The 25,715-nt window shown below is 67.3% G+C and carries 20 protein-coding genes; 7 read left to right on the top strand and 13 right to left on the bottom strand.

Features of this window, described 5'->3' with window-relative positions; genetic code table 11:
- The first annotated feature begins 63 nt into the window (after positions 1-63).
- From NRB20_RS07010 to NRB20_RS06990, 5 genes are all read left to right on the top strand, one after another.
- Entirely contained in the window at positions 64-2,556 is a 2,493-nt protein-coding gene (locus NRB20_RS07010) for a 2Fe-2S iron-sulfur cluster-binding protein (protein ID WP_153408503.1), read from the top strand.
- Positions 2,557-2,960: 404 nt separating this feature from the next.
- The gene (locus tag NRB20_RS07005; protein WP_153408501.1) at positions 2,961-3,182 is read left to right on the top strand and encodes a hypothetical protein; all 222 of its coding nucleotides are present in this window, start codon (positions 2,961-2,963) and stop codon (positions 3,180-3,182) included.
- Between the two features lie 211 nt (positions 3,183-3,393).
- A complete protein-coding gene (locus NRB20_RS07000; protein ID WP_153408499.1) occupies positions 3,394-3,600 on the top strand; it encodes a hypothetical protein in 207 nt (68 codons plus the stop codon).
- Positions 3,601-3,762: 162 nt separating this feature from the next.
- Entirely contained in the window at positions 3,763-4,740 is a 978-nt protein-coding gene (locus NRB20_RS06995; RefSeq protein ID WP_319944572.1) for an alpha/beta hydrolase, read from the top strand.
- Between the two features lie 359 nt (positions 4,741-5,099).
- Positions 5,100-5,990, top strand: coding sequence for a helix-turn-helix domain-containing protein (locus NRB20_RS06990; protein ID WP_153408497.1), 891 nt, complete (start codon positions 5,100-5,102; stop codon positions 5,988-5,990).
- Between the two features lie 198 nt (positions 5,991-6,188).
- Here the strand turns inward: NRB20_RS06990 and fadD11 are convergent, their stop codons facing one another.
- The 6 genes from fadD11 to NRB20_RS06960 all read right to left on the bottom strand — a co-directional run bounded on the left by fadD11 (position 6,189) and on the right by NRB20_RS06960 (position 13,046).
- Positions 6,189-8,012 carry a fatty acid--CoA ligase FadD11 gene (gene fadD11 / locus NRB20_RS06985; protein ID WP_319944571.1) on the bottom strand — a complete coding sequence of 608 codons (1,824 nt, stop codon included), beginning with the start codon at positions 8,010-8,012 and terminating at the stop codon, positions 6,189-6,191.
- Positions 8,013-8,170: 158 nt separating this feature from the next.
- Positions 8,171-9,058, bottom strand: a complete 888-nt coding sequence (locus NRB20_RS06980; RefSeq protein ID WP_153408493.1) for a short-chain dehydrogenase/reductase — start codon at positions 9,056-9,058, stop codon at positions 8,171-8,173.
- A complete protein-coding gene (locus NRB20_RS06975; protein ID WP_319944570.1) occupies positions 9,058-10,527 on the bottom strand; it encodes a flavin-containing monooxygenase in 1,470 nt (489 codons plus the stop codon). The genes NRB20_RS06980 and NRB20_RS06975 overlap by 1 nt, the downstream gene beginning before the upstream one ends.
- The gene (locus tag NRB20_RS06970) at positions 10,524-11,024 is read right to left on the bottom strand and encodes an SRPBCC family protein (protein ID WP_153408491.1); all 501 of its coding nucleotides are present in this window, start codon (positions 11,022-11,024) and stop codon (positions 10,524-10,526) included. The genes NRB20_RS06975 and NRB20_RS06970 overlap by 4 nt, the downstream gene beginning before the upstream one ends.
- Before the next feature lie 25 nt (positions 11,025-11,049).
- Positions 11,050-12,057: a PDR/VanB family oxidoreductase gene (locus NRB20_RS06965; RefSeq protein ID WP_153408840.1), complete on the bottom strand. Its 1,008-nt coding sequence runs from the start codon at positions 12,055-12,057 to the stop codon at positions 11,050-11,052.
- A 107-nt stretch (positions 12,058-12,164) separates the two neighbouring features.
- The gene (locus NRB20_RS06960) at positions 12,165-13,046 is read right to left on the bottom strand and encodes a metal-dependent hydrolase (RefSeq protein WP_153408489.1); all 882 of its coding nucleotides are present in this window, start codon (positions 13,044-13,046) and stop codon (positions 12,165-12,167) included.
- Between the two features lie 97 nt (positions 13,047-13,143).
- On the opposite strand from NRB20_RS06960, the gene NRB20_RS06955 reads away from it, so the two are divergent.
- Positions 13,144-13,755, top strand: a complete 612-nt coding sequence (locus tag NRB20_RS06955) for a TetR/AcrR family transcriptional regulator (RefSeq protein ID WP_153408487.1) — start codon at positions 13,144-13,146, stop codon at positions 13,753-13,755.
- A gap of 5 nt (positions 13,756-13,760) precedes the next feature.
- On the opposite strand, the gene NRB20_RS06950 is transcribed toward NRB20_RS06955, so the two are convergent.
- Positions 13,761-14,624, bottom strand: a complete 864-nt coding sequence (locus NRB20_RS06950; protein WP_153408485.1) for a P1 family peptidase — start codon at positions 14,622-14,624, stop codon at positions 13,761-13,763.
- A gap of 100 nt (positions 14,625-14,724) precedes the next feature.
- Here NRB20_RS06950 and NRB20_RS06945 point away from each other — a divergent pair, with 100 nt between their 5' ends.
- The gene (locus NRB20_RS06945; protein ID WP_319944569.1) at positions 14,725-18,207 is read left to right on the top strand and encodes a tetratricopeptide repeat protein; all 3,483 of its coding nucleotides are present in this window, start codon (positions 14,725-14,727) and stop codon (positions 18,205-18,207) included.
- Here the strand turns inward: NRB20_RS06945 and NRB20_RS06940 are convergent, their stop codons facing one another.
- The 6 genes from NRB20_RS06940 to NRB20_RS06915 form a co-directional block, all read right to left on the bottom strand.
- The gene (locus tag NRB20_RS06940; protein WP_153408483.1) at positions 18,208-19,587 is read right to left on the bottom strand and encodes an ABC1 kinase family protein; all 1,380 of its coding nucleotides are present in this window, start codon (positions 19,585-19,587) and stop codon (positions 18,208-18,210) included.
- Positions 19,588-19,648: 61 nt separating this feature from the next.
- Complete coding sequence (locus tag NRB20_RS06935; RefSeq protein WP_153408481.1) at positions 19,649-20,164, bottom strand: Imm42 family immunity protein; 516 nt, start codon at positions 20,162-20,164, stop codon at positions 19,649-19,651.
- Between the two features lie 475 nt (positions 20,165-20,639).
- A complete protein-coding gene (locus NRB20_RS06930; protein ID WP_153408479.1) occupies positions 20,640-22,715 on the bottom strand; it encodes a glycosyltransferase family 39 protein in 2,076 nt (691 codons plus the stop codon).
- 264 nt (positions 22,716-22,979) lie between these two features.
- On the bottom strand, positions 22,980-23,861 hold the full coding sequence (locus NRB20_RS06925) for an IclR family transcriptional regulator (protein WP_153408477.1): 882 nt from the start codon (positions 23,859-23,861) through the stop codon (positions 22,980-22,982).
- Between the two features lie 241 nt (positions 23,862-24,102).
- The gene (locus NRB20_RS06920; protein ID WP_227833239.1) at positions 24,103-24,798 is read right to left on the bottom strand and encodes an MspA family porin; all 696 of its coding nucleotides are present in this window, start codon (positions 24,796-24,798) and stop codon (positions 24,103-24,105) included.
- Between the two features lie 58 nt (positions 24,799-24,856).
- A complete protein-coding gene (locus NRB20_RS06915; protein ID WP_153408475.1) occupies positions 24,857-25,516 on the bottom strand; it encodes an MspA family porin in 660 nt (219 codons plus the stop codon).
- Between the last annotated feature and the right edge of the window lie 199 nt (positions 25,517-25,715).

Below are 25,715 nucleotides of genomic sequence, written 5' to 3'. Positions count from 1 at the left end.
AGTATCAGTAACCGGCGTTCTCGCACATCGTCGAACGCGCCACCACGACGCCGGAGGACACCGATGACCGCACGCGGGCAGGCACATTCGGCGCGACGCGGCCATGCCGTGGTGCTCGGCGCGAGCATGGCCGGACTGCTCACCGCGCGCGTGCTGAGCGAAAGTTTCGCCACGGTGACGGTGCTCGAACGCGACGATCTGAGCGCGCCCGGCGACCGTCGCGGCGTACCGCAGGGCCGGCATGTGCACGCCCTGCTCGCGCGCGGCGAACGCATTCTGGCGCAACTGTTTCCGGGCATCACCGACGAACTGCTGGCCGACGGCGCGGTGCAGTGCCGCTCGCTGACCGAGATGCGGATGAGCATCGCCGGATACACGCTGTCCCGCTCCGACGCCGGCTACTCCCTGTTGCAGGCCAGCCGACCGCTGCTGGAATGGCGTGTGCGACAACGGGTCCGGGCCCTGCCGAACGTCGAGATCCGGGACCGCCACACCGCGCTGCACCTGCTGACCGACGCCGACGGAACCCGCGTCACCGGCGTCCGCGTCCAACCCGAAGCGCAGCCCGACCAGGAAGCCCCCTACGACCTGTTCGCCGACCTGGTCGTCAGCTGCCTCGGCCGCCACGGTCCGATCCTCGGCTGGCTCGACACCCTCGGCTACCCGCGCCCCGACGAGGAGGGCGTGCGCATCGACATGATGTACGCCAGCCGCTACATCCGCCTGCCGGACGATGCCGCCGCCCGGCTCGGCGGGGACAAGGAGATCGTCGTCGCGAACCAGGATCCCGCGCGTGGCCTGGCGTTGTTCGCGGTCGAGGACGGCAAGCACATCCTGACCCTGATCGGCTACGGCGCGGATCATCCCCCGACCGACCCGGACGGCTTCTGGCGCTTCGCCGCCTCGGTCGCGCCCCCGGACGTCGCGCGGGCCCTGCTCGCGGCCGAATCGCTGACCGGCATCAGCACCTACCGCTACCCGGCGAATCAACGCCGCCGCTACGAACGACTCACCCGTTTCCCCGACGGCCTGCTCGTGCTCGGCGACGCGGTGTGCAGTTTCAGTCCGGCATTCGGCCAGGGCATGTCGGTCTCGGCGTTGCAGGCGATGCAGTTGCGCAAGGCGCTGGCCGGCGGCGATCGGGATCTCGCGCGCAGATTCTTCCGCCGCGCCGCGCGGGTGATCGACAACCCGTGGCTGATCACCCGCCTGTTCGACCTCGCCATGCCGCACGTCGACGCGACGGGTCAGCTCCCGATCCAGCTGCTGGGTCTGGCCGCGCGCACGGCGATGGCCATCGGCGCCCGGGATGCCACTGTGGGACAGCAGATCTCGCGTATCGCGGGCCTGCTGGACAGTCCGCTGACCGTGGCCCGCCCACCCCTGCTGACCCGTATCGCCGCGAACGGCGCGATGGTCGGCCTGAACCTGCTACGCGAGGCCGCGCTGCCCACATATCCGTTGCGCACCAATGGATTCGACCCGATCCCGCAGACTCCCGCGCACGGGTTCCACCCGCTCGTGGTCCGCGCGATCGAACGCGACACCCCCGACAGCGTGCTCATCGAATTCGAGATTCCGGACCGTCTCGCGGACCGCTTCGAGTACGCGGCCGGACAGCACGTCGTCATCCGCGGCACCGCCGACGGCCATCCGATCCGGCGCAGCTACTCCCTCTGCGACACTCCCGACGCCCGCCGATTACGCATCGCGGTGAAACGTCGACGCGGCGGCCTCTTCTCGGAGTACGCACTCGAAAATCTCACCGCCGGAACGGTTCTGCACGTCGGCGAACCGGCGGGCACGTTCACCGCGCGCACCGATCCGGCCGGGCCCCGCCACCATGCCGCCGTCGCCGCGGGCAGCGGGATCACCCCGATCGCCGCGATCGCCGCCGAGGTGCTGGCGGCCGATCCGCACAGCCGCTTCACCCTGCACTACGGCAGCCGCGACCACACCGCGATCATGCTCGACGGGCTGCTCACCACACTGACCGCCCGGTTTCCCGATCGCCTGCGCGTCATCCACCACCTGTCCCGGCCATCGGACGCGCTCCCGCCGACCACACCCGGTATCGCATATCGCCACGGCCGCACCGACATCCGCGAACTCCCCGCACTCGACGCCGACCACTGGTACCTGTGCGGCCCGGACGAACTCCTCACCGCCGCCCGCGAAACCCTCCTGGACAACGGCGTCGATCCGGCCCGCATCGCCCTCGAACGTTTCCACACCCGCGAGCCGGAATCCGCAGCCCCACAACCGAACCGACCGCCCTGCACGGTAACCCTCACCGGCCACGGCGACGACCTGACCTTCACCATGCCGCAGGGCTCCCACATCCTCGACGCGGCCCTCACCCACCGCGAGGACCTGCCCTACTCCTGTCTCGGCGGTTCCTGCGGAACCTGTATTGCCACAGTATGTTCCGGCACGGTCCGCATGGACGAGGATCCGATGACACCCCTCACCCCGGCCGAAGTCGCCGACGGCGTCGTGCTGGCCTGCCGCAGCGTCCCCGAATCCGACTCGGTCACACTGCGATTCGGACACTGACCGACCTCCTCCACGAAGGGACCACCGAACCAGCCACCACACCACGCGCGGGTAGCGCGGGGCACGACGCTGATGAACATCGTGAATCAGACCGCAAGCTCGATCGGTACCGCGGTCATATCGGTGGTGCTGACGAACCTGCTGAACAGCAAGCCGCTAGCGCAACCGGCGATCGCGTCACGCTTCGACCCGGAACCATGATTCCGCCACTCGACAGCCGAATCAGCCTCCGAGACCCCACGATTCGCCGCCGAGCCGCCGAGACCCCACCGTCGCTGCTCAACGGTTCGGTCACCACCCAGGTAGTGACCCCGACCGCATTCGATCGACTTCCTACCCTCAGGTATTGCATATGTACTTGCATCCGCTGTTACACTGTGATTTCACAGTAACAACGTTTCAGGTTGCGCCCCAAGGGATTCAGCGGTTACGGCGATATGGCGAAAAAGGTTCATCTACAGTTGCGGTTCCCACTCGGGGGAGCGGTGTTGGACTACCGCGCCGAGCGTTCGGTGGCACATCGTGTGGCCATCGAACTGAGCCGACACGGCGTCGACGTCTCCATCGACGACAATCTCCGTACCGGCCTGGCCGACCTGCCGCACGAGGAACTCTGGGCGGTATAACACCGGTTCAGCGACTTTTCCCAGGGCAGGTAGCAGCCTCGCACCGCCTTGGATGTGCAGATGCATTCTCGAATGTTCTTGCACTGGTACAATTTTCGCAAAGCTCGCGGGAATGTGACACCATACCCAGCAGCATGCTCACCGCCGCCGTCGACGCGAGCGTGCTCCGCGCCTCGAACGCCCCCAGCGCATCTCCCCCGCCAGGAGTCACATGCAGCACGCCGCACCCACCCCGGGCTCCGGAATGCCGAACACCCAGCGTCTCGCCGATCTGCTGTCGGTCATTCACGCCGAGGAGAAACTCCTCCGCGAACTCGGCAGCGAGGTCGCCGCCATCGCCGTCGCCACGGCCCCCCGCCCCGATCTGATCGCCGGTCGCCCCGACGACTTCCTCTGGGAATGGCACGGATTCCCGTGAGCCGCCCCGATTTTCCTGCGTGTCGTGCCCGGGCGCTATAGCCTGCCTGACTGATCCACTCGACACGTCAATGCACGGGGACGCCCTCACCGAGCTCCTCGTATTTCACGACAGGGAGCTCCTCGCGTGCGAGCCTCGGTGCGGACACTGACCCTATTCGTTGTGATCGCCCTGTCCTGCGCACTCGCGGGCGTGGCCCGCGCCGACACCGGACCCGCGCCGTGCCGCTCCTTCTCCATCGCGATCCCGCAGGGCCGGCTCGGCGCGACCCTGTGCGCACCGGCGTCGGCGACAACTGTGCTGGTGCTGATGGCGGGCTCCAATTACAACGGAACCTATTGGGATTTCGCCTATCAGCCGCAGATCTACAACTTCCGCGAGGCGATGAACCGGGCCGGTTACGCGACCCTGGTGGTGGACCGGCTCGGCAACGGTTCGAGCTCGCATCCGCCCGCGCTGACGCTCAACGCCGCGAACACCTCCGAACCGCTGCACGACATCGTGCGGAGCCTGCGGCACGGGCTGGCCGGAGCCGCGCCGTTCGCCCGGGTGGTCACGGCCGGGCATTCGCTCAGTTCGGGCACCTCGGTGATGGAGGCCAGCAAGTACCACGACGTGGATGCCGTTGTGCTGACCGGTTATTCGCACGCGCTGAACGTCGCCGAAACCCTCGGCGTGATCTCCACCTACCATCGCGCGGTGGACGATCCGGTGTTCGCGGGCAGCGGCCTGGACGCCGGATACCTGACCACCCGGCCGGGCACCCGCATGCACGACTTCTTCGCGCCCGGCGACGCCGATCCCGCGGTGGTGGCCCGTGACGAGCGGACCAAGGAGGTCTTCTCGCTCACCGAGTATCCGGATTCGCTGCTGTCGACCCTGCCGGGCATGTCGAGCGAGATCGACGTCCCGGTGCTCATCGTCGACGGCAGCCTGGACCGGTTGTCCTGCGGCGCGGGCTATTCCGCCTGCACATCTTCGGCAACACTGCGAGCGGAGGAGGCTCCGTACTTCGCCCCGGCGGCGAGACTACAAACCTTCGTACTGCCCGGCAGCGGTCATTCGGTGAACCTCGCACGCAATACCGGTATGTACCAGAACGTAGTTCTCAGTTGGTTGAATTCGACCGTCGGGCACTGAAATCCGGTTGTTCTCCCACCACCGGGAAGGGAAGATCAACGCGCCCAGGGCTATTGGGCAATACTCCAGCAGATCCACTGTGCCGACCCACCTCGGACCGCCCGGACAACCCTTGGGACCAGCCACAGTGGCGCGGACCTGCACCCGACCGGTAAGGTCGGCGGCGCAAGGGGAATGCCGAGGGGATTCGATGCAACAGTTACTCAGGGTCACAGCAAAACGTCGGATATTCTCCTCGCCACGCTCGGTTTCGCGCCCCTTTCGGCGTTACCATGGGCAGGTGCGGTGATGATGGCACGCACTTGCGCATGTACCGGTGCGGTGTATGCCAGTGATCGGAGAGCAGCGGAGAAAGCCTCATGACGGCAGAAGAAGCCCGGATCGACCTCGTCACCACTCCCCTCGAGCAGCGCGGTCCCACCGCCCTGCGCATCATGGTCGGCGGGCAGCTACGCAAGCTACGCGAGGCGCGCAACATCACCCCGCAGGTCGCCGGTGAGCACATCCGCGGATCACACGCCAAGATCAGCCGACTCGAACTGGGGCGCACTGGATACAAGATCCGCGACGTCAACGATCTGCTGACGCTGTACGGCGTCACCGATCCCGCCCAGCGCGAATCCTTCCTGAACCTGGTCGCCATGGCCAACGAGCAGGGCTGGTGGCACGGCTACAGCGATCTGCTGCCGTCCTGGTTCGAGAACTATCTCGGCCTCGAGGGCGATGCCAAATCGATCAGAACCTATGAGGGACAACTGGTTCCGGGCCTCTTGCAGACCGACGCGTACGCCCGCGCGGTCGTCTCGCTCGCCCACGGTGAGCGCGAGGTCGACAGACGTGTCGAGCTACGCCGAAGACGTCAGCAGATCCTGGATCTGCACAACGGACCCACCCTGTGGGCGGTTCTCGACGAATCGGTACTGCACCGCCCGGTCGGCAGCCGCGACATCCTGCGCGAACAGTTGATCTACCTGGAGCAGATGTCGCACCGCACCAACATCACCATCCAGATCCTGCCCTATCGCGCGGGCGGCCACGCCGCGGTCGGCGGCTCGTTCTCGATCCTGCGCTTCAACGAGCAGGAAATCCCCGATGTCGTCTACCTCGAACAGATGGCCAGCGCCCTCTACCTCGACCGCCCCGACGACCTCGAGCTCTACCGAGAGGTCATGGACCGCCTCAGCATCCAGGCCGATCCGCCCGGCCACTCGCAGGAACTGCTGCGCGCCGCCGCGGCGGAACTCGGCTGAGCACAGCACCCGACGACCACCGGCCCAGGGTCGGTGGTCGTAAGCGTGCGGTGTGACCATGTGGGCACATCGCGTGTCGGTCATCGGTCGCGGCAACATCTGCCCCTCGACCGCCGGTCTACCACGGCCACACAACGATTCGACGCTGGCATTCGGCGAATTCCCATGTGCGAACTGCGATCCCGGCGACACAGGAGGTCAGCTCGTCGCGAGGGCAGGTGTCGCGGCGGGTTCGTGGACGTCCGTTGAGAGTGTGGGCGTGTAGAGGGCCTCGATATCGCTGGCGTACTTCTCGTTGACCACCCGACGCTTGAGTTTCATCGTCAGGGTGATCTCCTCGCCGCCCGCCTCCCAGAAAACGGGCATGATGCGGAACCGTTTGATCTGCTCCACCCGGGCGAGGCGCTCGTTGCCCGCGGCGACGGCGGTGCGGATGGCCTCGATGATCGACGGGTCGGCGGCCAGGGTGGCCGCGGCGGCGTCGGGCAGATCATGTTGGCGTGCATAGGATTCCGCGGCTTCGGCGTCCAGCGCGATCAGGGCGGTGTTGTAGGGACGCCCCTCGCCGATGGTGGCGATCGCGCCGATCAGCGGGTTACCGGATTTGAGGGTGTTCTCGATGACGGCCGGTGACATGTTCTTGCCCGCCGCGTTGATGATCAGTTCCTTCTTGCGGTCCACGATGGTGAGGTAGCCGTCGGCGTCGACGGTGATGATGTCGCCGGTGGACAGCCAGCCCTCGGCGTCGACGGCCTCGGCGGTCTGCTGTGCCAGGCCGCGATAACCCTTCATCACCAGCGGGCCGCGCACCTGCAACTCGCCGTCGGCGGCCGTGCGCGCCTGCATGCCGGGCAGCAACCGGCCGACGGTGCCGAGCCGGGTGTCGCGCGGGTGGCTGACGCTGCAGATGCAGGACAGCTCCGACATGCCCCAGATCTCCGTCACCGGAATGCCCAGTCCGGCAAAGAATCCCAGCGTATCGGGCGGAATCGGGGCGGCCCCCGACATCGCCCAGCGCACCCGGTCCAGCCCGAGCGCCGCACGCAACCCGCTCAGCACCAGCTCGTCCGCGCGCGCCCATTCCGCGGCGACGTCCTCGGGCACCGGCTCCCCGGCCAGGGTGAACGCACTGCGCCGCCGCGCCACCGACAACGCCCACTCCATCGCGCCGCGCCGCTGCTCGTCCGGCTCGCCCGAAACCTTGAATTCGATTGCGGCCTTGAGCTTTTCCCACACCCGCGGCACCGCACCCCAGATGGTCGGGTGCAGATCGGCCAGCGCGGGCGCGATCAGTTTCGGATCGGGCACGCAGGTGACCTGGGTGCCCAGCGCCTCCTGCACGTACAGGCCGGTGAGCCGGTCGGCGATGTGCGCGCTGGGCATGAACGAGGTGATGGTGTCACCGAATTCGATACCCAGCACCTCGGCGATCCCGTACACCTGGAACAGGATGTTCGCGTGCGTGGTCTCCACACCCTTGGGGCTGCCGGTGGTGCCGGAGGTGTAGATCAGCGTCGCCACGTCCTCGGCCCGCACCGCCCGCCAGGCCGCCTCGAAGTCGAAATCCGCCGCGCCCGCGTCGATCACATCGCCGACCGACAACGTCCCCTCGACCGGCTCGTCCACGCACACGATGTGCTCGAGCTCGATCCCGCTGTCCCGCAGCCGATCCACGTACTGCGGCTCGCAGATCACCACGCGCGCACCGGCATTGCCCAGCACGTGCGTCAGCTGCTCCACCGGCAACGTGTTGTACACCGAGAACGACGTCGCCCCCAGATGCTGCGCCGCGACCTCCAGCGGATAGAACTCGAGCCGATTCGACATCATCAGCGCGACGGTGTCGCCCGGCCGCACCCCGATCCCGGCCAACCCGGCCGCCAGCACCCGCACCCGCCGCGCGTATTCGGCCCAGGTCAGCGTCTGCCCGTCCCCGGGCGTGCGCAACGCCACCGCCTCCGGAGCCCGTGCGGCGGTGTACTGGAACGCTTCGGGAAGCGTGGCGAAGCGAGGTGTACTCACACGAAAACCTTTCGGGGACAAACTATCTGGATCATCGACGCAGCACGGGCCGACCTGCGACCCGTTCGCGTTCCGGCGCACCGGAACGCCGCACGTGTACTCCCGCAACGCTCGCCGAGCATTGCCACAAAACGCGCTCACCCTCGAGCGCAATCGGCTCACTCGGAGACGGACTGCGCCTTCCGCTGCGCTTCCACATCGTGAATCAGCTGGTGCACAGTCGAATCCGCCGACAGCTTGGCATCCAGCACCACGTTGATCGCGCCGCGGAACAGCGCGTACGGCTCCCAGCTGGCCGGGGCCACCGTGCGCGGGGCGCGACGGCCGATACTGTCGGCGACGGTGCGAGCGGCCTGGGTTGCGGTGATGCGAATGTTCAAGGGCCAGGGCAACAGTGCGTCGATGCGGCGGCCCAGATCGTCGGCGTCGAGCATGTCGTGCGTCATCGCGGTCTCCACGATGCCGAAGTACGCGACCCCGGCGCTGGCGCCCGACGCGGACAGCTCCACCCGCAACGCCCGCCCCATCTGCTCGACCGCGGCCTTGCTGATCATGTACGGCGAGCCGCCCATCCCCGGCGCGAACGCCGCGCAGGACGACACCACCACCACATGCCCGTGCGACCGCACGATGTGCTCCAACGCCGGATGCACCGTGTTGAACGCGCCGGTCAGATTGATGCTCATCACCCGGTCGAAATCCGCCGGATCCATCGCCCGCACGGTCGAGGGCATCGGCGTCACACCGGCATTGGCCACGACCACGTCGAGGCGGCCGTACTGCTCGATCACCTGGGCGACCGCGTCCGCCATCTGCCCGCGATCCGCGACGTCCGCGCCGATCGACAGTGCGCGCGTACGCAATTCGCGCGCCACCCGCAACGCCGCCTCGGCGTCGATGTCGACCACCACGACGATCGCCCCGCGCGCGTGCAGGATCCGCACGAGCTCCAGGCCGATCCCCTGCCCCGCGCCGGTGACCAGCGCGACCTTGCCCGCGACGTCGTATCCGGCCGAACCGAAACCGAGGGCTCGCAGAAGTTTCATCAGACCACCTCGTAGGAGTCGGCGTCGAATTTGCTGGTGCGGCGGCGGTATTCGAAGCTCCAGTTCGGATACAGGCCCGCGTTGCCGCCCTCGGGAGTGGTGTAGTAGCTCTGGCATCCACCGGTCAGCCAGACCGTGGCCGCGCTGCGTTCGCGCATCTCCTCGACGAACGCCTCCTGCACCTCCGGGCGCACCTCGACCCGCGAGGCCCCGCGCTCCCGCACGGTGGACAGCGCGTCCACGATGTAGGCGATCTGCGATTCGATCATGAAGATCGCGGACTGGTTCCCCGCCGCCCCGAACGGTCCGAGCGTGCAGAAGAAGTTCGGGAATCCGGCCATGCTGGTGCCCAGATAGGTCTGCGGCCGTTTGTGATACAGATCCGCGATGGACAGATCCTCGCGCCCGACGATCCGGCCGAACGCGGTCGGAATCGAGGTGAAGCCGGTGCCGTAGATGATGGTGTCCACCGGGATCTCGTCCCCGGCGCGGGTCACGACGGAGTGCGCGCGCACCTCGGCGATGCCGTCGGTGACGACCTCGACATTGTCCCGGTCCAGCGCGGGCAGGTAGGCGTCGGAGAAGATCGCCCGCTTGCAGCCGATGATGTAGTCCGGAGTCACCCTGCGCCGCAACGCGATATCCCGGATCTGCTTGCGCAGCTGGTAGCGGCCCATCAGCTCGAACGGATGCCGGAACCGGTTGTCCACGAACCCGACCAGCCCGAAGCTCTCGATCAGCGAATACCAGGTGCCGCGAACGGCCTTCTGCGCCAACGGAACCCGACGCAGCAGATACCGTTCGAAACCGGCCGTCGCGCGATCCATCCGCGGCACGATCCACGGCGCGGAACGCTGGAATACCGTGAGCGCCCGCACCTTCGGCGCGATCTCCGGAATGAACTGCACCGCGGAGGCCCCGGTGCCGATCACCGCGACGCGCTCGCCGCTCAGATCGTGCTCGTGATCCCAGTGCAGCGAGTGGAAGGTCTTGCCCTCGAAACTCTCGATCCCGGGCACCGACGGATACTTCGCCTCCGCGAAAATGCCTGCGGCGGAAATGAAGTAGTCGGCCGTGAGATCACCCTTGGAGGTCTGGATCCGCCACACCGACGCCTGCTCGTCCCACCGCGCGTCGAGCAGTTCGGTGCCCAGCCGGATGTGCCGCACGACGTCGTATTCGGTTGCCACCGAACGGATGTACTCCAGGATCTCGCGCTGCTGCCCGTAGGTGCGCGACCAGTTCGGGTTCGGCGCGAACGAATAGCTGTACAGCTGCGAGGGCACATCGCACGCGCAGCCCGGATAGGTGTTGGCCTGCCAGGTGCCGCCCAGGTCGTCGGCCCGCTCGAGCACGACCAGATCCTCGAATCCGGCCTGGCGCAGTTTCACGGCCAGGCCGATCCCGCCGAAACCCGCGCCCAGGATGACGATCCGGTGATGTTCGGTGCTCGGCTGTTCGGTGCTCACTGCTCCGCCTCCTGTTGCGCCTTGGTCGTGATGCCCTGGGCGATGGTCCGGGTCACGATGTTGTTCACCGGGCTCGCCAGGCCCAGCAGCGGTTGCAGCACCGATCTACCCTCGAGGGCGAAGGTCCAGGTCAGCCGGGTGCCCTGCGGGGTGGGCCGCAGCACCAGATCCTCGGCGAACCGGTGCAGTCCGGGAATCGAGGCGGCGTCGACGGTGAACGTCATCCGCTCACCCTCGTCCCAGCGGTAGAACCGCTCCTCGAGCCGCACCGCGCCGCCGAGGGTGACCAGCCGGGTCGTGCCGATGCCGAAGGGCCGCGCCGAGAGCCACTTCGATCCGGTGATCACCGCCGACCAGGACACCAGCGCGTCATCGGCGGTCAGCAGGTCCCAGACGTCCTTCCGGACGCGCGGTATGTCGACCGTGTGCACGTAGCGCCGGGCGGCGGTCGCCAGGAACGTGTCGTCCGAGGCGGCCAGGGGAAAACGGAGAGTCATTGTGGCCAAGAGCCTTTCGGATGATCTACAGATCCAGGACGAGGGGGCCGTCGCAGCGGGAGACGCACACCAGCATGTGGTCCGCGCGGTCGGCCTCGGACAGCAGGCGGTCGCGGTGCTCGACCGCGCCGGACAGCACGCCGGACTTGCAGGTACCGCAGAAACCCTGGCGGCAGGAGTACAGCGCGTCGGGTTTGACCCGCTGGATCGCCGCGAGCGTGGTCTCCTGCGCGCCGACCCGCACGGTCCGCCCCGAACGTGCCAGTGTCACATCGAATTCGCGGCCGTCCAGGACGGGCAGCGGCGAGAAACGTTCGGTGTGCAGCGAGGCCCGGGGATTCAGGTCGAACAGGCGCTGCGCGGCCTCCAGCACGGGCGGCGGACCGCAGACGTACACGGCCGCACCGGGTTCGGCCTCGGCGAGCAGGGCCGCGATATCGGGAATGCCGTGCTCGTCGTCGGTGCGGACCTCCGCGCCCTCGGGCAGCTCGTCCAGGAACGGCATGCTCTCGCGGGACCGGCCCAGATACACCAGCCGCCCACGCGATCCGGCCGCGTGCGCCATCGGCAGGATCGGCGTGATGCCGATGCCCGCGGCCACGAACAGGTAGGACGGCGCGGATTCCACGAAGGTGAACGCGTTGCGCGGGCCGCGCAGCCGCAGCCGCTCACCCGCTTGCAGGGTGTGCACCTCCCGCGAGCCGCCCTCGCCATCGGCGATGCGCCGCACGGCGATTCGATAACGGAACCGATCGCGCGGGCTGCCGCACAGCGAGTACTGCCGCTGCCGCCCCGAGGGCAGGAAGATGTCGATGTGCGAGCCGGGCCGCCACGACGGCAGCGGTGCGCCACCGGGCCGGACCAGCGTGACGCTCACCACGTCGTCGGCCTCGGCGCGTACGGATTCGACCAGGACGTCCAGATCGAAGCCGCTGCGCCGCACCGGATTCGGCTTCGAGGCCGAGGGCGCGGTGACGACCTTCTTGTACACGTCCATCACCACGCCCAGCGTGCGCAGCGCGACCATGGACATGTCGACCTTGCGCGGACGCTCGGCCGCAGCCACCGCGACGCCGCCCGAATGCGATTCCGCCTGGCCCACCTGCGATTCCGCTTCGCCCGCCGACGATCCCGCGGCGCTCATCCGCGCGCCGCCGGGGAGTGCGCCAGATACCGCAGCGCGTTGTCCATCGACCCCAGCTGCGAGGGATGGAAGTCGCGGGCCAGATACCGCGGCATCTCGGTGAAGAAGGTGGTGAAGCTCGGGATCACGCCGCGCCGGGTGGCGCTGGCGAATTGCCGCAGCCAGTAGCGGCCCTTGGTCGGGCTCGGATCGCGGCGGTACAGGTACGCGGTGGAGAAGATGAACAGCGGCAGCAGCAGCCCGCTGGCCAGCAGGCCGGTACGGAACCGGCGCGCGTATCCGCCGTCGACGTGCATGTACGCGTCGAACACCACGCTGCGGTGCTCGACCTCCTCGGCGCCGTGCCAGCGCACCAGATCCAGCATGGTCGGGTGCATGCCCAGATCCTCGAGCACCTGCGATTCGAGCAGCCACTCACCGATGACGGCGGTGAAATGCTCCATGCCGGCGAACACGCCGAGCCGCTCGCGCAGCCACTGCTCCTTGGCCTTGCCGACCAGGCCGTGATCGCCCAGCACCCGGTCGACCAGCCAGGCGACCTTGGACACATACGATTCCACGTCCAGCCCGATGGACTGGAGGTGGTTGCGCGCGCCCTCGTGACTGCTGGCGTGCATCGACTCCTGGCCGATGAATCCGGTCACCTCTTCGCGCAGGCGCTCGTCATCGATGTACGGCAGCGCCTCGCCGAGGCATTGGGCCATCGCCCGCTCCCCCTCGGGCAGCACCAGATGCATCACATTCGTGACATGGGTTGCCAGTACTTCGCCGGGGATGTAGTGCATGGGTACGGACGAGAAGTCGAAGGTGACGTCCCGCGCGTGGATCGCATGCGCTTCTTCCCGATAGGGGTGCGACGTCGCACCGTCATCTGCCATGCCCCGACCGTACAAGACCACAAATCGTATTGCAATGTTGCAGCCACAAACGGAGGAAGTTTGTTGCAATCGACGCGGGAGCTGCTAGCGTCGATATATGCCCACCGCCTCCCGGACCTCGAAAGAAGCGCCCAAGACCGTGTCCATCGAGGCACGCATCCTCGACGCCGCACTCGTCCAGTTCCAGCGTCTCGGCGTGAAGAAGACGACCATCGAGGACGTCGCCCGGCAAGCCGAGGTCGATCGGGTCACGGTGTATCGGCGTATCGGCTCCCGGGAGGATCTGGTGCGTTCGGTGACCGCGCGGGAGGTGCAGGAGGTCCTGACCGAGCTGCGCGATCTGCCCGCACAGCACGACACCATCGAATCCGTGGTCGCCGCAGTGTTCGTCACGGTCGTCACGCGCTGGCGCACCCATCCACTCGTCGAGCGCATGATCGCACTCGAACCCGATCGTCTGCTACCCCAACTCACCACCGATGGGGCGTCCTTCTTCACCATGGCCTCCGCGGCCAGCACCACCATTCTGCGCCAGGCCCTGCGCGAACGCGCGCTGCCGGAGATCTCCGACCTGAGCACGCGCGTCGAAATCGCCTGCCGCATAGTGCATTCGCTCATCCTCCAGCCCGTCGGCACGATCACGCTGGACACCACGGCAGACCTGGAAGCCTTCGCCCAGCAGTACATCGTCCCCATCGTCGTCGGCTGAGCCGTTCACCGCACGGCGAGTGACCGGATCGCCTCGGTGACGGCCGCGACGGCCATCAACCGCACGGTGTCGACGTGCGCCTCGACCGAACCCGTCGCCGCGGCGATGAATCCGTCGCCGTCGTAGCGGGTGTGCGGTGGCGTCAACGCGCGCGCCAGACCGTCGTGCGCGCCCTGCGCCGCGACCAGACAGCCCGCCTTGTCCAGACGCGCGTTGGTCACCACCGCACCGATCGTGGTGTGCGTGCGCGCGGTGTCGAATGCGAAGGGCTCGCCCATGATCGCGACGGCGTCCAGCGAGATGTCCCCCTGCCCGTCGTCGATATCGCCGAAGGCGTTCACCGCGCACAGCGCACCCACCACCAGCGGGCCCAATGTTCTTTCGGCATAACCGATTCCACCCGGACGTCGCTGCTCGCCACGCCACTGCGAGGTGTACGCGCCGGTCCCCGCGCCGACCCGGCCGTGCAGAATCTGCGGACCGGCGGCGGCCTGCGCCGCGGCATACCCGTCGGCGGGAGTGGGACGCACCGACGGATCACCCGCGGCGAGATCGAACAGCGCCATGGTCGGCACCAGCGGCACCGGACCGACCGGCGTCGGCACACCGCGGCCGCGTTCCTCGAGAAATCTCATCACCCCGTCGGCGGCGGCCAGCCCGAACGCCGAACCACCGGTCAGCACGATCGCATCGATCGTGGTCGCGGTCTTGTCCACCGCGAGCGCGTCGAGCTCCCGGCTGGCCGGGGCCCCGCCGCGCACCTCACACGAGGCCGTGGTGTGCTCCGGTAGCAGCAGCACCGTGCACCCGGTCTGTGCTTCCGGATCGGACCGGTGCCCGACCGTGATACCCGGAATTCCGATCGACATACATACCCTCCTGCACTGGTGATGTCCCGGCGATCATCGCATTCGAATTGGCCGGAATTCTGTTGCGCCACAGCACCGCCTGTGCCGTTAACCTGGTTGGGTGACAAGGTCGGCCGGTGGGGGCCCAAACGAGATCGGTTCGGCGCGTGCGCTGTTCGCCCGGAAGCTGGTCGAACTCTTCCACGCGGCCGCCGATCCCACCCTGGACCGGGTGGTGCGCAAGACCCGCAAGGATCGCCCCAACCTGCCCAAACCGCCTACCGTGCAACGGCTCAGCGACTGGCGTTCCGGGAAGAATCTCCCGGCACAGTTCGAACTGTTCGAACCGCCCATGCAGACCCTGATCACCCTGGCCAAGGGCACCGGCAATCCCGCACCGGCCGGTCTGCTGGACCGCTCCGAATGGCATCGGATCTGGAAGACCGCCTTCGCCGAGGGCAGCAGCCCGCAGCCGGTCATCAGCTCCCCCACCGTCCCGGGCGAGTTGTCCCGCGAGCTCATCCTGGACACCCTCCCGTCCGATAAAACCACCCTGATCGGCCGCGATGCCGCCCTCGACGACATCCTCACCGCCGCCGGAACGGCCCGGTCCGCCTCCATCCACACCATCGACGGTATGCCCGGCATCGGTAAAACGGCACTCGCCGTGCGGGTCGCGCACCGATTGGCCGAGCAATTCCCGGACGGCCGCTACTTCGTCAGCCTGCACGCGCACACCCCCGGACATCCGGCCGCGACGCCGACCGACGTGCTGGCCGATCTGCTCACCTGCCGCGGCGTCGACCCGCGCAACATCCCCGACACCCTCGAATCCCGCCGCAACCTGTGGCGGGATCGGCTGTCGGGCAAGCGAATCCTGCTGGTACTGGACGACGCCCGCGACGCCGCCCAGGTGGAACCGTTACTCCCCAACGGATCCGGCTGCCTGACGCTGATCACCAGCCGCAGACGCCTTGTCGCACTCGATGATTCGCTACCGCACGCGCTGAGCACCCTGCACCCCGACGATGCCGCCGATCTGCTGCGCACGTTGACCGGGCGACGTGGCGAGTCCGATCTCCCGGCCGTGCGCGAGACCGTCCAGCTGTGCGGCTATCTACCGCTGGCGATAGTGCTGGTCGCGGCGCGCCTGGTCCACCACCCCAGCTGGACCGTCGCGCAATTGGCCGCCGATCTGGCCACCACGCGGGATCGCCTGGGCGAGTTCGCCGCTGGGGAACGCGCGGTCTACGCCGCCTTCACCATGTCGTACGCGGATCTGCCGCCCACCCGCCAACGCCTGTTCCGCCGCCTGAGCCTGCATCCGGGCCCCGAGATCGACACGACCGCCGCCGCCGTCCTGGACGGCATCCCGGCCGCGAAGGCCCGCGCCGAACTCGACGCACTGTTCACCGACCACCTGTTGGACGAACCCGCGCGCGGCCGCTACCGCATGCACGACCTGCTCCACGAATACGCCCTGGCCCTGACCGCGTACGACCCCGCCGACGACCGCCGCACGGTGGTCAACCGCCTGCTCGACCATTATCAGGACGCGGGCATCCTGGCCAGCCGCTACCTGGCCGGAGAAGCGAATCCGCCCTCCCCCTTCGACGACGCGGATTACACACCGACGCCGCGGATCTCCTCCTTCGCCAACGCCCTGGACTGGCTCCGCACCGAACGCGCCAACCTGCTGGCCTGCCTGGAATACGCTGCCACCCAACGTCATTCCGACCGAGTGGTCCGCCTGACCGCCATGCTCGCGGGCCTGCTGCGGCTGGACGGTCCGTGGCCGCTGGCGATCACCCTGCACCGCCGTGCGGCCACTATCGCCGAACACAGCGGCGACATCGCCGGGGCCGCAACGGCTCTGATGGATCTGAGCGTGGTGCGCTGGGCGGCCGGGGACTATCCGGGCACCGCCGATCTGGTGCGCCAGGCGTTGCAGCTCTACCGCGACACCGGCGACCGGCGCGGACAGGCCCAGGCCCTGGGCAGCCTGGCCCGATTGGGTTACGCCACCGGCGATTACGAGGAAACCGCCGTCTTCACCGCGGACGCGCTGGTGCTCTACCGGGATCTAGGCGACCACGCCGGACACGCCTACGCGCTGATCGGCACCGGGATGGTCCGGCACGCGACCGGCGACTATCCCGGCGCGGCCACCCTGATCCGCGACGCCCTGACCATCTTCCAGAACATCGGCGACCGCCCCGGAGAAGCGTACGCGCTCAACGAGATCGGCATGATCCGCTACGCGACGGGCGACTACCCGGGCGCGTCGAAGATCATGCGGGACGCGCTCGCGATCTATCGCGACACCGGCGACCGTACCCGGCAGGCCGACGTCCTCAACGACCTGGTCGCGGTCCGATTCGCGACCGGCGACTATCCGGGCGCGGGCGATCTGGCCAACCAGTCGCTCGGCATCTACCGGGAGCTCGGGGACCGCCTGGGCCAGGCCAACACCATCGAATGCCTGGGCAGACTCTGCTACGCCACCGGCGACAGCGCGGGCGCGGCCGAACATCTGAACCAGGCGTTGGAGATCTTCGCCGAGATCGGCGACCGCGTCGGGCAGGCGTATACCCTCAACGAGCTCAGCATGATTCGCTATGCCAGGAGCGACTTTCGCGGCGCGGCAGCACAATTGAGCCTGGCGCTGACCTTCTTCACCGAGATCGGCGACCGCGTCGGCCGGGCCTACACGCTCATGGGTTCGGGCCTGGTGCGTTATGCCAGTGGCGATCTGCCCAGCGCGCGGGTGCTGCTGCATCGGGCCTCGGACATCTTCACCGGTATCGGCGACCGCGTCGGGCAGGCGTACGCGCTGTGCAGTCTGGGCCGGTTGAACTACGCGGACGAGGACATGCCCACCGCGGTCGAGCAGTTGCGCCAGGCGCTCGACACGTTCCGCGAGACCGGCGATCAGGTCGGCGAGGCGTACGCGTTGAGCTGCCTGAGCCGGCTGCGGTACGCGAGCGAAGACTATTCGGGCAGTGACGATCTGGTGCGCCAGGCGATGCGGATCTACGACGACATCGGGGACCGTTTCGGGCACGCTTTCGCGCTGTCCGGCCAGTCGGTGCTGCTGGCGACCACCGAGGACTTTCCCGCGGCCACCGAACGACTTCAGCAGGCGCTGACCATATTCGGCGATATCGGCGACCGCGTCTCGCACGCATACGCTTTCGTCGGTCTGGGTGTGCTGCGCTATATGGCGGGCGATTACGAGGGCGCGACCGAACTGGTCGAGCAGGCGCCGCTGATGTTCCGCGAGATCGGCGACAAGCTCGGTGAGGCATACGCTTTCATGGGGTTGGCCCTGTTCCGCTACAGGCAGGGTGACTATTCCGGCGCGGCCGATCTGGTGCAGCGGTTGATGAGCATCTTCTCCAGTATCGGCGAGCATCCGGAATTCGATGTGCTGCAACGTATCGACGAGCTCTGGGCCGAATCCAGCACCGGCCCGCAGAACGGTGTGATCGCGTATATCGACGCCCTGCGTCTGGTGCGCGAGATCCAGGTCCGGTGGAAGAAGCGGCGGATCTGGCGGGATCTACCGGTTCCGGCGTGGCATCGTCAGGACGATCCGGCCTGATCACTCGGCAGCTCGGCCGGACCGCCAATCCCGGTGCAGGCGGCCCAATTCCGTGCACGGTTCGTCCCCGTACAACCACTCCCGCGCTATCCGATGCCAATTCGCGGTGGCCCGCAACTGCCCGAGCGTCCCGAACGTCATGAAATCCACTCGGCGCGAATGCACATGCTCCGGCGGCAGATTCTGTCGCCGCATCCCCGCGTACTCGGCCTCGCGCGGGTCTATGGCCAACAGGAAAGCGCCGGAGGCCAATTCGGGTGTGATCGGCAGATCCTCGTCCACCAGGCACCATTCCGAGGCGGCCAGCACGTAGTCGTAGCATTCGGCCGGGGTGACCTCGGACTCCGGATCGATGACGCCGCGTTCGGACAGCATCCGGTACAGATCCTCATCCCGGTCCTCGGCCGCCGCGCGCAGGCATTCGACCTCGAAAGCCATGTGCGCCCGGTCCATTCGCTTGTAGTTCCCGAAGTCCAGGAACACCACGCGGCCGTCATCGCGCAGCAGCAGATTGCCCGGATGTGGATCGCCGCAGAACTCCGACAACTCGAACAGCGATCCGACGTAGAACCGGTAGACGATCTCCCCGATCCGATCGCGCTCGGCGTCGGGCAGCTCGCGCATCCCCTCGAAATCGATACCGGGCGCGTATTCGGTCACCAGCACCCGCTGGCTGCTCAGCTCCGGGAACGCCTGCGGCACAACGATGAACGGATGTCCGGCGAATATCTCCGCGACCTGCTGCTGGGTGCGCGCTTCGAGGGTGTAGTCCAGTTCGTTGGCCACGCTGGTCCGGTATTCGTCCAGCACGCCGAGGGTGAAGCCGGGAATGAGCTGCGCCAACAACATTCGCAGCAGACCCAGATTCCGCAGGTCCGCGCGCACGGCCTGATCCACGCCCGGATACTGCACCTTCACCGCGACATCCGTACCGTCGTGCAGCCGGGCGCGATACACCTGCCCGATCGAGGCCGCCGCGATCGGTTCCGGATCGAATGCGGCGAACTTCTCGCTCACCGGCGCGCCCAACTCCGCCTCCAGCACCGCACGCATCGTCTCGAAATCCACGCTCGGCGCGTGATCACGCAGCACCGCCAGCCGTTGCTGGAAGCCCTCGCGCTGTTCGGCGGGCACCAGATCCAGATCGATCATCGACAGGAACTGGCCCAATTTCATTGCCAGGCCCTTCATCTCGCCCAGCACCGCGACGAGCTGTTCGGCCAGTTGCAGCGTCTGCCCCTCGACCAGCCGCGCCCGCGCCTGTTCGGAGCGCCCGATCATGGACAACCGCGTGCGCCGCTTGTGGAACGCCTGCCCGACGAGCACACCGCCCAACCGCGACGCCCGGCCCACCCGAGAGGTGGCCGGAGACTTGCTCATACCGCTGACCTCCGTCGAATTCCCTTACTCGACAACATATTCCCGCACGCGGGCCGGATGGTCACCGCCCGCCCCAGTGCAATGTTCCCAGGAACGCGCGTAGCACGTCGTCGAATTCGCCTGGGGACAACTCGCATTCGCTGATCTCCGGATGCCCGACCAACCCCCAGATCAGCCGCGCCCGCGTCGCCCCCTCGACCACGACCACGTCCCACGCGTCGAAGACCTCGGTCCGTGGACTCACGAACAACGGCCAGTACCGCGCCCCATCGGCCACAATCTGCGCGTCGGACCGCTCGCCACTGCCGAACAGCGCCTCGGTGACCACCCGAACCACCTCGGCCGCAGGCACATTCAACAACCCCTCCGCACAACGCCCCCCGCCCTGATCCAACAGCCGCTGCGCGATCACCGCGACCTCCCGCACCGTCCCGTGCCTGTCGAAGCGCCCCACCGCATCGCCCCCACACCACCACCGAATCCGCCCGAACATCCACCGCGCCAACTCCGCGTCCCCCGCCCGGACCGGCTCCAGCTCGTATTCCACGGCGAACCGCGCCCGGTCTCCCACCAGCATCGTCACCCCTTTCCGGGAGCATGCGTCACCCCGCGCAACATGCCCCCAACCTAAGTCCCACCCCACCCCCCAACCACCGCCGAAACCGCCGGATTCAATATAAACCCCCAGGCAGAACCTATTTTCCGGTCCGGAAGAATCACCTCCGTTCCGGAACTCCCGGCCCCCGACATCACCCCAGCACCCGCCCCACCGAAGCCCCGCCGCCACATCCTCACTCAACACACACCAGCCACCCCCAACGCTATCCCCACATCATCACCACCTCGAACCACGCCTTCGCGATCGATCGGCAACGCCATCTCCCACCATCACCAGTTATCCCCTTACGCAACAGCACCGGAGAGCCCGCATCGCGAGACCCTCCGGTGCCATATCGTCAGCTCGAACTGCGGCTTCGGGAACCCTTCCGGCAATGTCATCTCCCGGCAAAGACCATGATCCCCGTTGCGCGACAACGCCTATCAGCCGCAGGCTATCCCTTCGCAGCGGTCAGATCGTAGACGCTGGTGCCGTCGACCGTGGTCGCGGTGAAGTGCTGCTGGACCCATGCCGAGATCTTGGTCGACTCGGAATCGTCGTCCCCGTGCGGACCGTGGTCCTCTCCGGCGATGAAGTAGTGGATCCGGCCCTGCGCGACGTACTGCTGGAACTGTGCGAGCGTCGGCGCGGGGTCGCCGCCGCTGAACCCGCCGATGGCCATCACCGGGACGGCCGAGGCGAGCTGATAGCTGTTCGCACCGTGTGAGCTGACCGCCGCACCGGCCCAGGTGTAATGCCCGGCATCGGCCTTCAGCATGCTGACGATCTGCGTCGAGGGACCCGAATCCCATCCACCGTGCCCGCCTCCCGGCTTCGCGGCATCACCAGCCTGCGCACCTCCCGACTGCGCGTTTCCAGGCTGCGCGTTTCCAGGCTGCGCGTTTCCGGGCTGCGCATTCTCCGACTGCGCACCACCCGACTGCGCGTCTCCAGGCTGTGCCCCACCCGACTGCACACCACCGGGTCGTGCCCCACCCGGCTGCGCCCCACCAGCCTGCGCATCCTTCCCCGGACCACCGTCCCCCGGCCCCTTGTGCCCACCCCCGAACCCGAACCCGGCCCCGGGAACCTGCGGCCCGGCACTGGCCATCCCCCCACCGCCCCCTTGCGACGCCACCAACGTATAAGCGCTGTACGCAACCGGCCCGGCCACCCCAGCCAACACCGCCGCGACAACAGCCGCCACCGCAAGCCGACCACTCGTCCACACGGTCAATCCCACCGCGGCCACCACCCCGACCACCAGCACGACCCACCGCAACCACGGCACGAAATCCGGTGTCCGCGAGAGCGTTATCCACGACATGGCCACGGTGAACACCACACTCACCATGAACACCCCACGCACCCAACTCTTTTCGCGCGCCCGCCACAGCAGTACCGCGCCACCGCCGACGAGCGCGGCGACCGCCGGCGCCATCGTCATCGTGTAGTACTGATGGAACGTCCCGTTCATGAAGCTGAACACCAGCCCCGACACCACGAGCCACCCGCCCCACAGCAGCAGCGCCCCACGCACATCGTCGGTCCGGGACCGCTTGCCCCGCAACACGATCCCCGCGACGCCCAACACCAATGCGGCGGGCGCCAACCAGGTGATCTGCCCGGCCAGCTCCGGCCCGAACAACCGCGTGATCCCCGGTTCCCCGGCCCGCGGCCCGAACCCGGCCGTATCCAACCGCTGGATCCCGTTGTACCCCACGGTCAGATCCAGAATCGAATTGTTCTCCGACCCACCGAAATACGGCCGCGAACTCGCGGGCCACACCTGCGCGATCAACACCCACCACCCGGCGGCCACCAGCAGCCCGGCCACCGCGGCGAACAACTGCGCGATCCGCTTCCCCAGCCGCGGCGGCCCCGCCACCAGATACGCCAGCGCCAACCCCGGCACCACCAGCATCACCTGCAATTGCTTTGCCAGGAAACCCAATCCGACGAACGCGCCGCACAGCAGCAGCCACCGCCAGCGCCCGTCGCCGAGCGCGCGCGTCATCGCCCAGGCCGCGGCGATGATCAGGAAGGTGAGCGTCGCATCGGGATTGTTGAACCGGAACATCACCACCGCGACCGGCGTCACCGCCAACACCAGCCCGGCCAGCAGTCCGGCGGCGGGCCCGAACACCCGCCGCACCGTCGCCCACAGCAGCGCCACCGACCCCACACCCAGCAGCACTTCCGGCGCGAGCATGCTGGCACTACCGAATCCGAAGATGCGCCCGGACAATTCCATCGGCCACAGCGACAGCGGCGTCTTGTCGACGGTGACGATATTCCCGGGATCGAGCGACCCGAAGAAGAACGCCTTCCACGACAACGTCCCCGATTGCACCGCGGCGGCATAGAACTCGTTCGCCCATCCCACCGAGGTGAGACTCCAGCAGTAGGCCGCGGCCGTACCGATCAGCAGCACCGCCAGGAGCAGACGTTCGCGGGGAATCCCGGGCGGGGTGGGCGCGGGCGTCGGGCGCGCCGCGGCACCGGGCTCGGCGGTGACAGTTTCGGTCATGACCAGCAATCCTGGTCGTACATCCTGCCAGGCATCTCAACCGACACTGGGAGAACCCTGTGAGCCCCGAACACACCCCCGATATACGAAACAATGGACGCCCACCGGCCAAAAAATTTCCGAGGTTCCTTTTCCGGTGGACGTCCTGAATCAATTCTATTCAATCGTACTTCGAGCACCAGAGTTGTTTCCTTCAAGCCCGGATACGTTTCTTTCAAACCCGGAGCTGTTTCCTTCAAGGAATCAACGGGTGGATATTCCCGATCACCCCAACGCCGCCCGCCTGAACCCCACCAGCGACGTTTCGTGCCGTAACGCCGGCGTCGACCCGCCATTATGTCGGGACTCCCCCGATTCGCCCAGATCCTCCGAACCTGGCTGCCACGGCGGCGTATTGCGCACATGCAGTTCCCGCGATATCTGCGCCCCCGCGGTTCGCAACAGCGGCACCACCGCCCGCGCGGCATCGGTATTGGGCACGATCGCCGACAGCGACGCCACCACCTCGCGCCCGGCCGACCGCAGCGGCACGGCGATCGCGGCGTTCCCCGGATCGATCAGGCCGGGACAGAACGCCGCACCCGTTCGCCGGATCTCACTCAACAGCGCGCGCAGCGCATTCGGCTCGATAACCGTCCGCGCCGACAGCGCGGGCAACGGCCCCGCCAGCACCGATTCCTGCACCATCGGCGACGCGTAGGCCAGCAGCACCAGCCCCGCCGCCGACGCGTGCAGCGGCAGCCGCGAACCGGGCCCCCGCAACACGGTCGGCACGGCATTGGGTGCGGACAGCGTCTCGACGAACATCACCTCCACCCCCTGCCGCACGCTCAGGTTCACGTTCTGCCCGATCCGCGCGCTGAGTTCGGTCATCTGCGGCACGGCCGCACGCGCCAACTCCCGGGTCGGCGCGGCCCGGGAGACCAGCTCCCACATCCGCAACCCGATCCACACCCGTCGATCGGCGTCGCGATGCAACCAGCCGCGCTCGACCAGCTCGGACACCATCCGCGACACCGTCGGTAACGAAAGCCCGGTCCGTTTCGACAACTCTGAGACGGTGATGACCGGACTGTCGTCCTCGAACGCCTCGAGCAGGCGGGCCAATCGAGAAAAGACGGACTCACCGTTGGAATATCTGGCCATCTACGACTCAACCTTCCGGTATATCCGGGACACGCAGCATCGGCCCGCGGCGTTGCGGACACAATGAGTCCGACTTTGTCGTATCGGCCTGTCCAACCCCTGCTCGAAGGCTTAGAGTCACCTGTGCGTCGCCGCGCGTTTCATCCAAGGAAATTCGGACAGCGGCGATTCGCATACAAAGAAACCTCCGCCGTGAGCGAAAACACGTTTCACGGCGGAGGTCTCGATTGAGCTGTCCGGATTACCCGATGCTGAAGGGCTTACCCCACACCGTCACATATCCGATCGACGACGCCGTGTACACCTTCGCCTGCGCGAACGAACGCGCCTGGGCATACCCGCCGCAACCATCCACCGCGAAGGTTTCGTTGTGCCACGTCACACTCTGGTGCGGACCGGTCACCTTCTGGTGCGGGTTGTGCGATTCGTTGCCGTAATCGTCGGCGCTCTCCAGATCCAGCAACTTGAGCACCTTGGCCTGCCCCGCCGCGAGGGTCAGGGTGGTGGAGCCGTCGCCGGTGGTGGTGACGCTGGGCGAATCCGCGGTCAGATCGGTGGAACCGGTGACATCCGCACCCGCGGTCATCCCGCTGCTGAGGTCGACCTGGCAGCCGACGATGTAGCCGACGACCAGTTTGGTCGCGGTCTGCGGATCCTTCGCGGACCCACCGCTCAGGTCGACCGACGCGTGGCCGCTGGTCCACGCGTTGCGGCTCAGCGGCGTCCCGTTCAGCGACGGGTTGATGTTCGCCGATTCGCCGGTGATGGCGACGTTCGCGACGGTCCCGTCACCCAGCGTCTGGGAGATGTGGCCGCCGGGCAACGCGACGAAGGTGTCGGCATTGGCCGCACCCACGGAGAAGTAGCCGAACGCGGCGGCCACGGCCAGCCCCATACCGGCCGCGCGGGCTACCGAGCCCATACGAGCAGTTTTCATGTGAGTATTCCTCGATTCAGGGTTCGCCGAAGCGAAATACTGTGAGCGACAGGCGAACTCAGCCGAGGCTGAACGGCTGGCCGTAAAGTGTGGTCTTGCTGTAGTCGGTGCCGATGATCTCCACCGTCACCACCTCGCGCGCCTGGGCGTAGCCCGCGCACCCCTGCACCTCGACCTGCTGATCCTGGAGATCGAAGTGGTACTGACCCGACTTCGTCATATCCAGTTCGTCGAAGTTCACCCATTTCACATCGCCCGGCGCCAACGGCAGCGACAGCGACCCCGACAGGCTCGGCGAGGTGCTGATCGCCGCCGAAACCCCGGCCGACAGGCTGCCGAGCGATACCTGGCAACCCACAAGGTATCCGACCGACATCGTCGAGGAACCATGCGTCGAAGAATTGTTCGTTCCCGCGCTGTTGGCGGGACCGTTCCACGGCCCGACCTTTCCGGGCGGTGTCGTCACATTCGCGGTCACGTGCGAGGACAACCAGGCGACCCGGCCCGCCCCGTTCGCCGCCAACGACGGCGAGATCCGCGCACTGTTACCCACACTGTCGATCGAAACACCCGGATCGGCGACATGGCCGTTCGGCAACGGCACGAATGTGTCCGCATTCGCGGCTCCCGTGGACAGGAAGCCGATCGCGGCGCTGGCGGCCGCGGCTATGCCGACGGCCCGGAAAGCCCGGACCCCGGCACGACGATATTCCCTCATCTGTTGTCCCTCACTACCTTCATCGGTTTGCCTCGCCGAAGCGGGCAATCGTCCGGCATGCGACCGGTTCGTGTCGGCTGAATCACAATCCGTCGAAATACACGCCGAGCCGAAGGCTAACCCACTGGACAATTGACATCATTCGGACTTTCCTTCATTGCAAGAACGGTGAACGAAACGGCCCGGCTCACATTTCCTT

The organism is Nocardia macrotermitis, from assembly GCF_009604405.1.
Taxonomy (GTDB): domain Bacteria; phylum Actinomycetota; class Actinomycetes; order Mycobacteriales; family Mycobacteriaceae; genus Nocardia; species Nocardia macrotermitis.
The sequence above is the reverse complement of the archived record's forward strand: the minus strand, read 5'-3'. Positions and strand labels throughout refer to the sequence as shown.

Coding starts and splice junctions, on each gene's coding strand:
- NRB20_RS07010 (WP_153408503.1), top strand. CDS start 64: ATGACCGCACGCGGGCAGGCACATTCGGCGCGACGCGGCCATGCCGTG.
- NRB20_RS07000 (WP_153408499.1), top strand. CDS start 3,394: ATGCAGCACGCCGCACCCACCCCGGGCTCCGGAATGCCGAACACCCAG.
- NRB20_RS06990 (WP_153408497.1), top strand. CDS start 5,100: ATGACGGCAGAAGAAGCCCGGATCGACCTCGTCACCACTCCCCTCGAG.
- NRB20_RS06980 (WP_153408493.1), bottom strand. CDS start 9,058: ATGAAACTTCTGCGAGCCCTCGGTTTCGGTTCGGCCGGATACGACGTC.
- NRB20_RS06970 (WP_153408491.1), bottom strand. CDS start 11,024: ATGACTCTCCGTTTTCCCCTGGCCGCCTCGGACGACACGTTCCTGGCG.
- NRB20_RS06965 (WP_153408840.1), bottom strand. CDS start 12,057: ATGTCCATGGTCGCGCTGCGCACGCTGGGCGTGGTGATGGACGTGTAC.
- NRB20_RS06960 (WP_153408489.1), bottom strand. CDS start 13,046: ATGGCAGATGACGGTGCGACGTCGCACCCCTATCGGGAAGAAGCGCAT.
- NRB20_RS06955 (WP_153408487.1), top strand. CDS start 13,144: ATGCCCACCGCCTCCCGGACCTCGAAAGAAGCGCCCAAGACCGTGTCC.
- NRB20_RS06950 (WP_153408485.1), bottom strand. CDS start 14,624: ATGTCGATCGGAATTCCGGGTATCACGGTCGGGCACCGGTCCGATCCG.
- NRB20_RS06940 (WP_153408483.1), bottom strand. CDS start 19,587: ATGAGCAAGTCTCCGGCCACCTCTCGGGTGGGCCGGGCGTCGCGGTTG.
- NRB20_RS06935 (WP_153408481.1), bottom strand. CDS start 20,164: ATGCTGGTGGGAGACCGGGCGCGGTTCGCCGTGGAATACGAGCTGGAG.
- NRB20_RS06930 (WP_153408479.1), bottom strand. CDS start 22,715: ATGACCGAAACTGTCACCGCCGAGCCCGGTGCCGCGGCGCGCCCGACG.
- NRB20_RS06925 (WP_153408477.1), bottom strand. CDS start 23,861: ATGGCCAGATATTCCAACGGTGAGTCCGTCTTTTCTCGATTGGCCCGC.
- NRB20_RS06920 (WP_227833239.1), bottom strand. CDS start 24,798: ATGAAAACTGCTCGTATGGGCTCGGTAGCCCGCGCGGCCGGTATGGGG.
- NRB20_RS06915 (WP_153408475.1), bottom strand. CDS start 25,516: ATGAGGGAATATCGTCGTGCCGGGGTCCGGGCTTTCCGGGCCGTCGGC.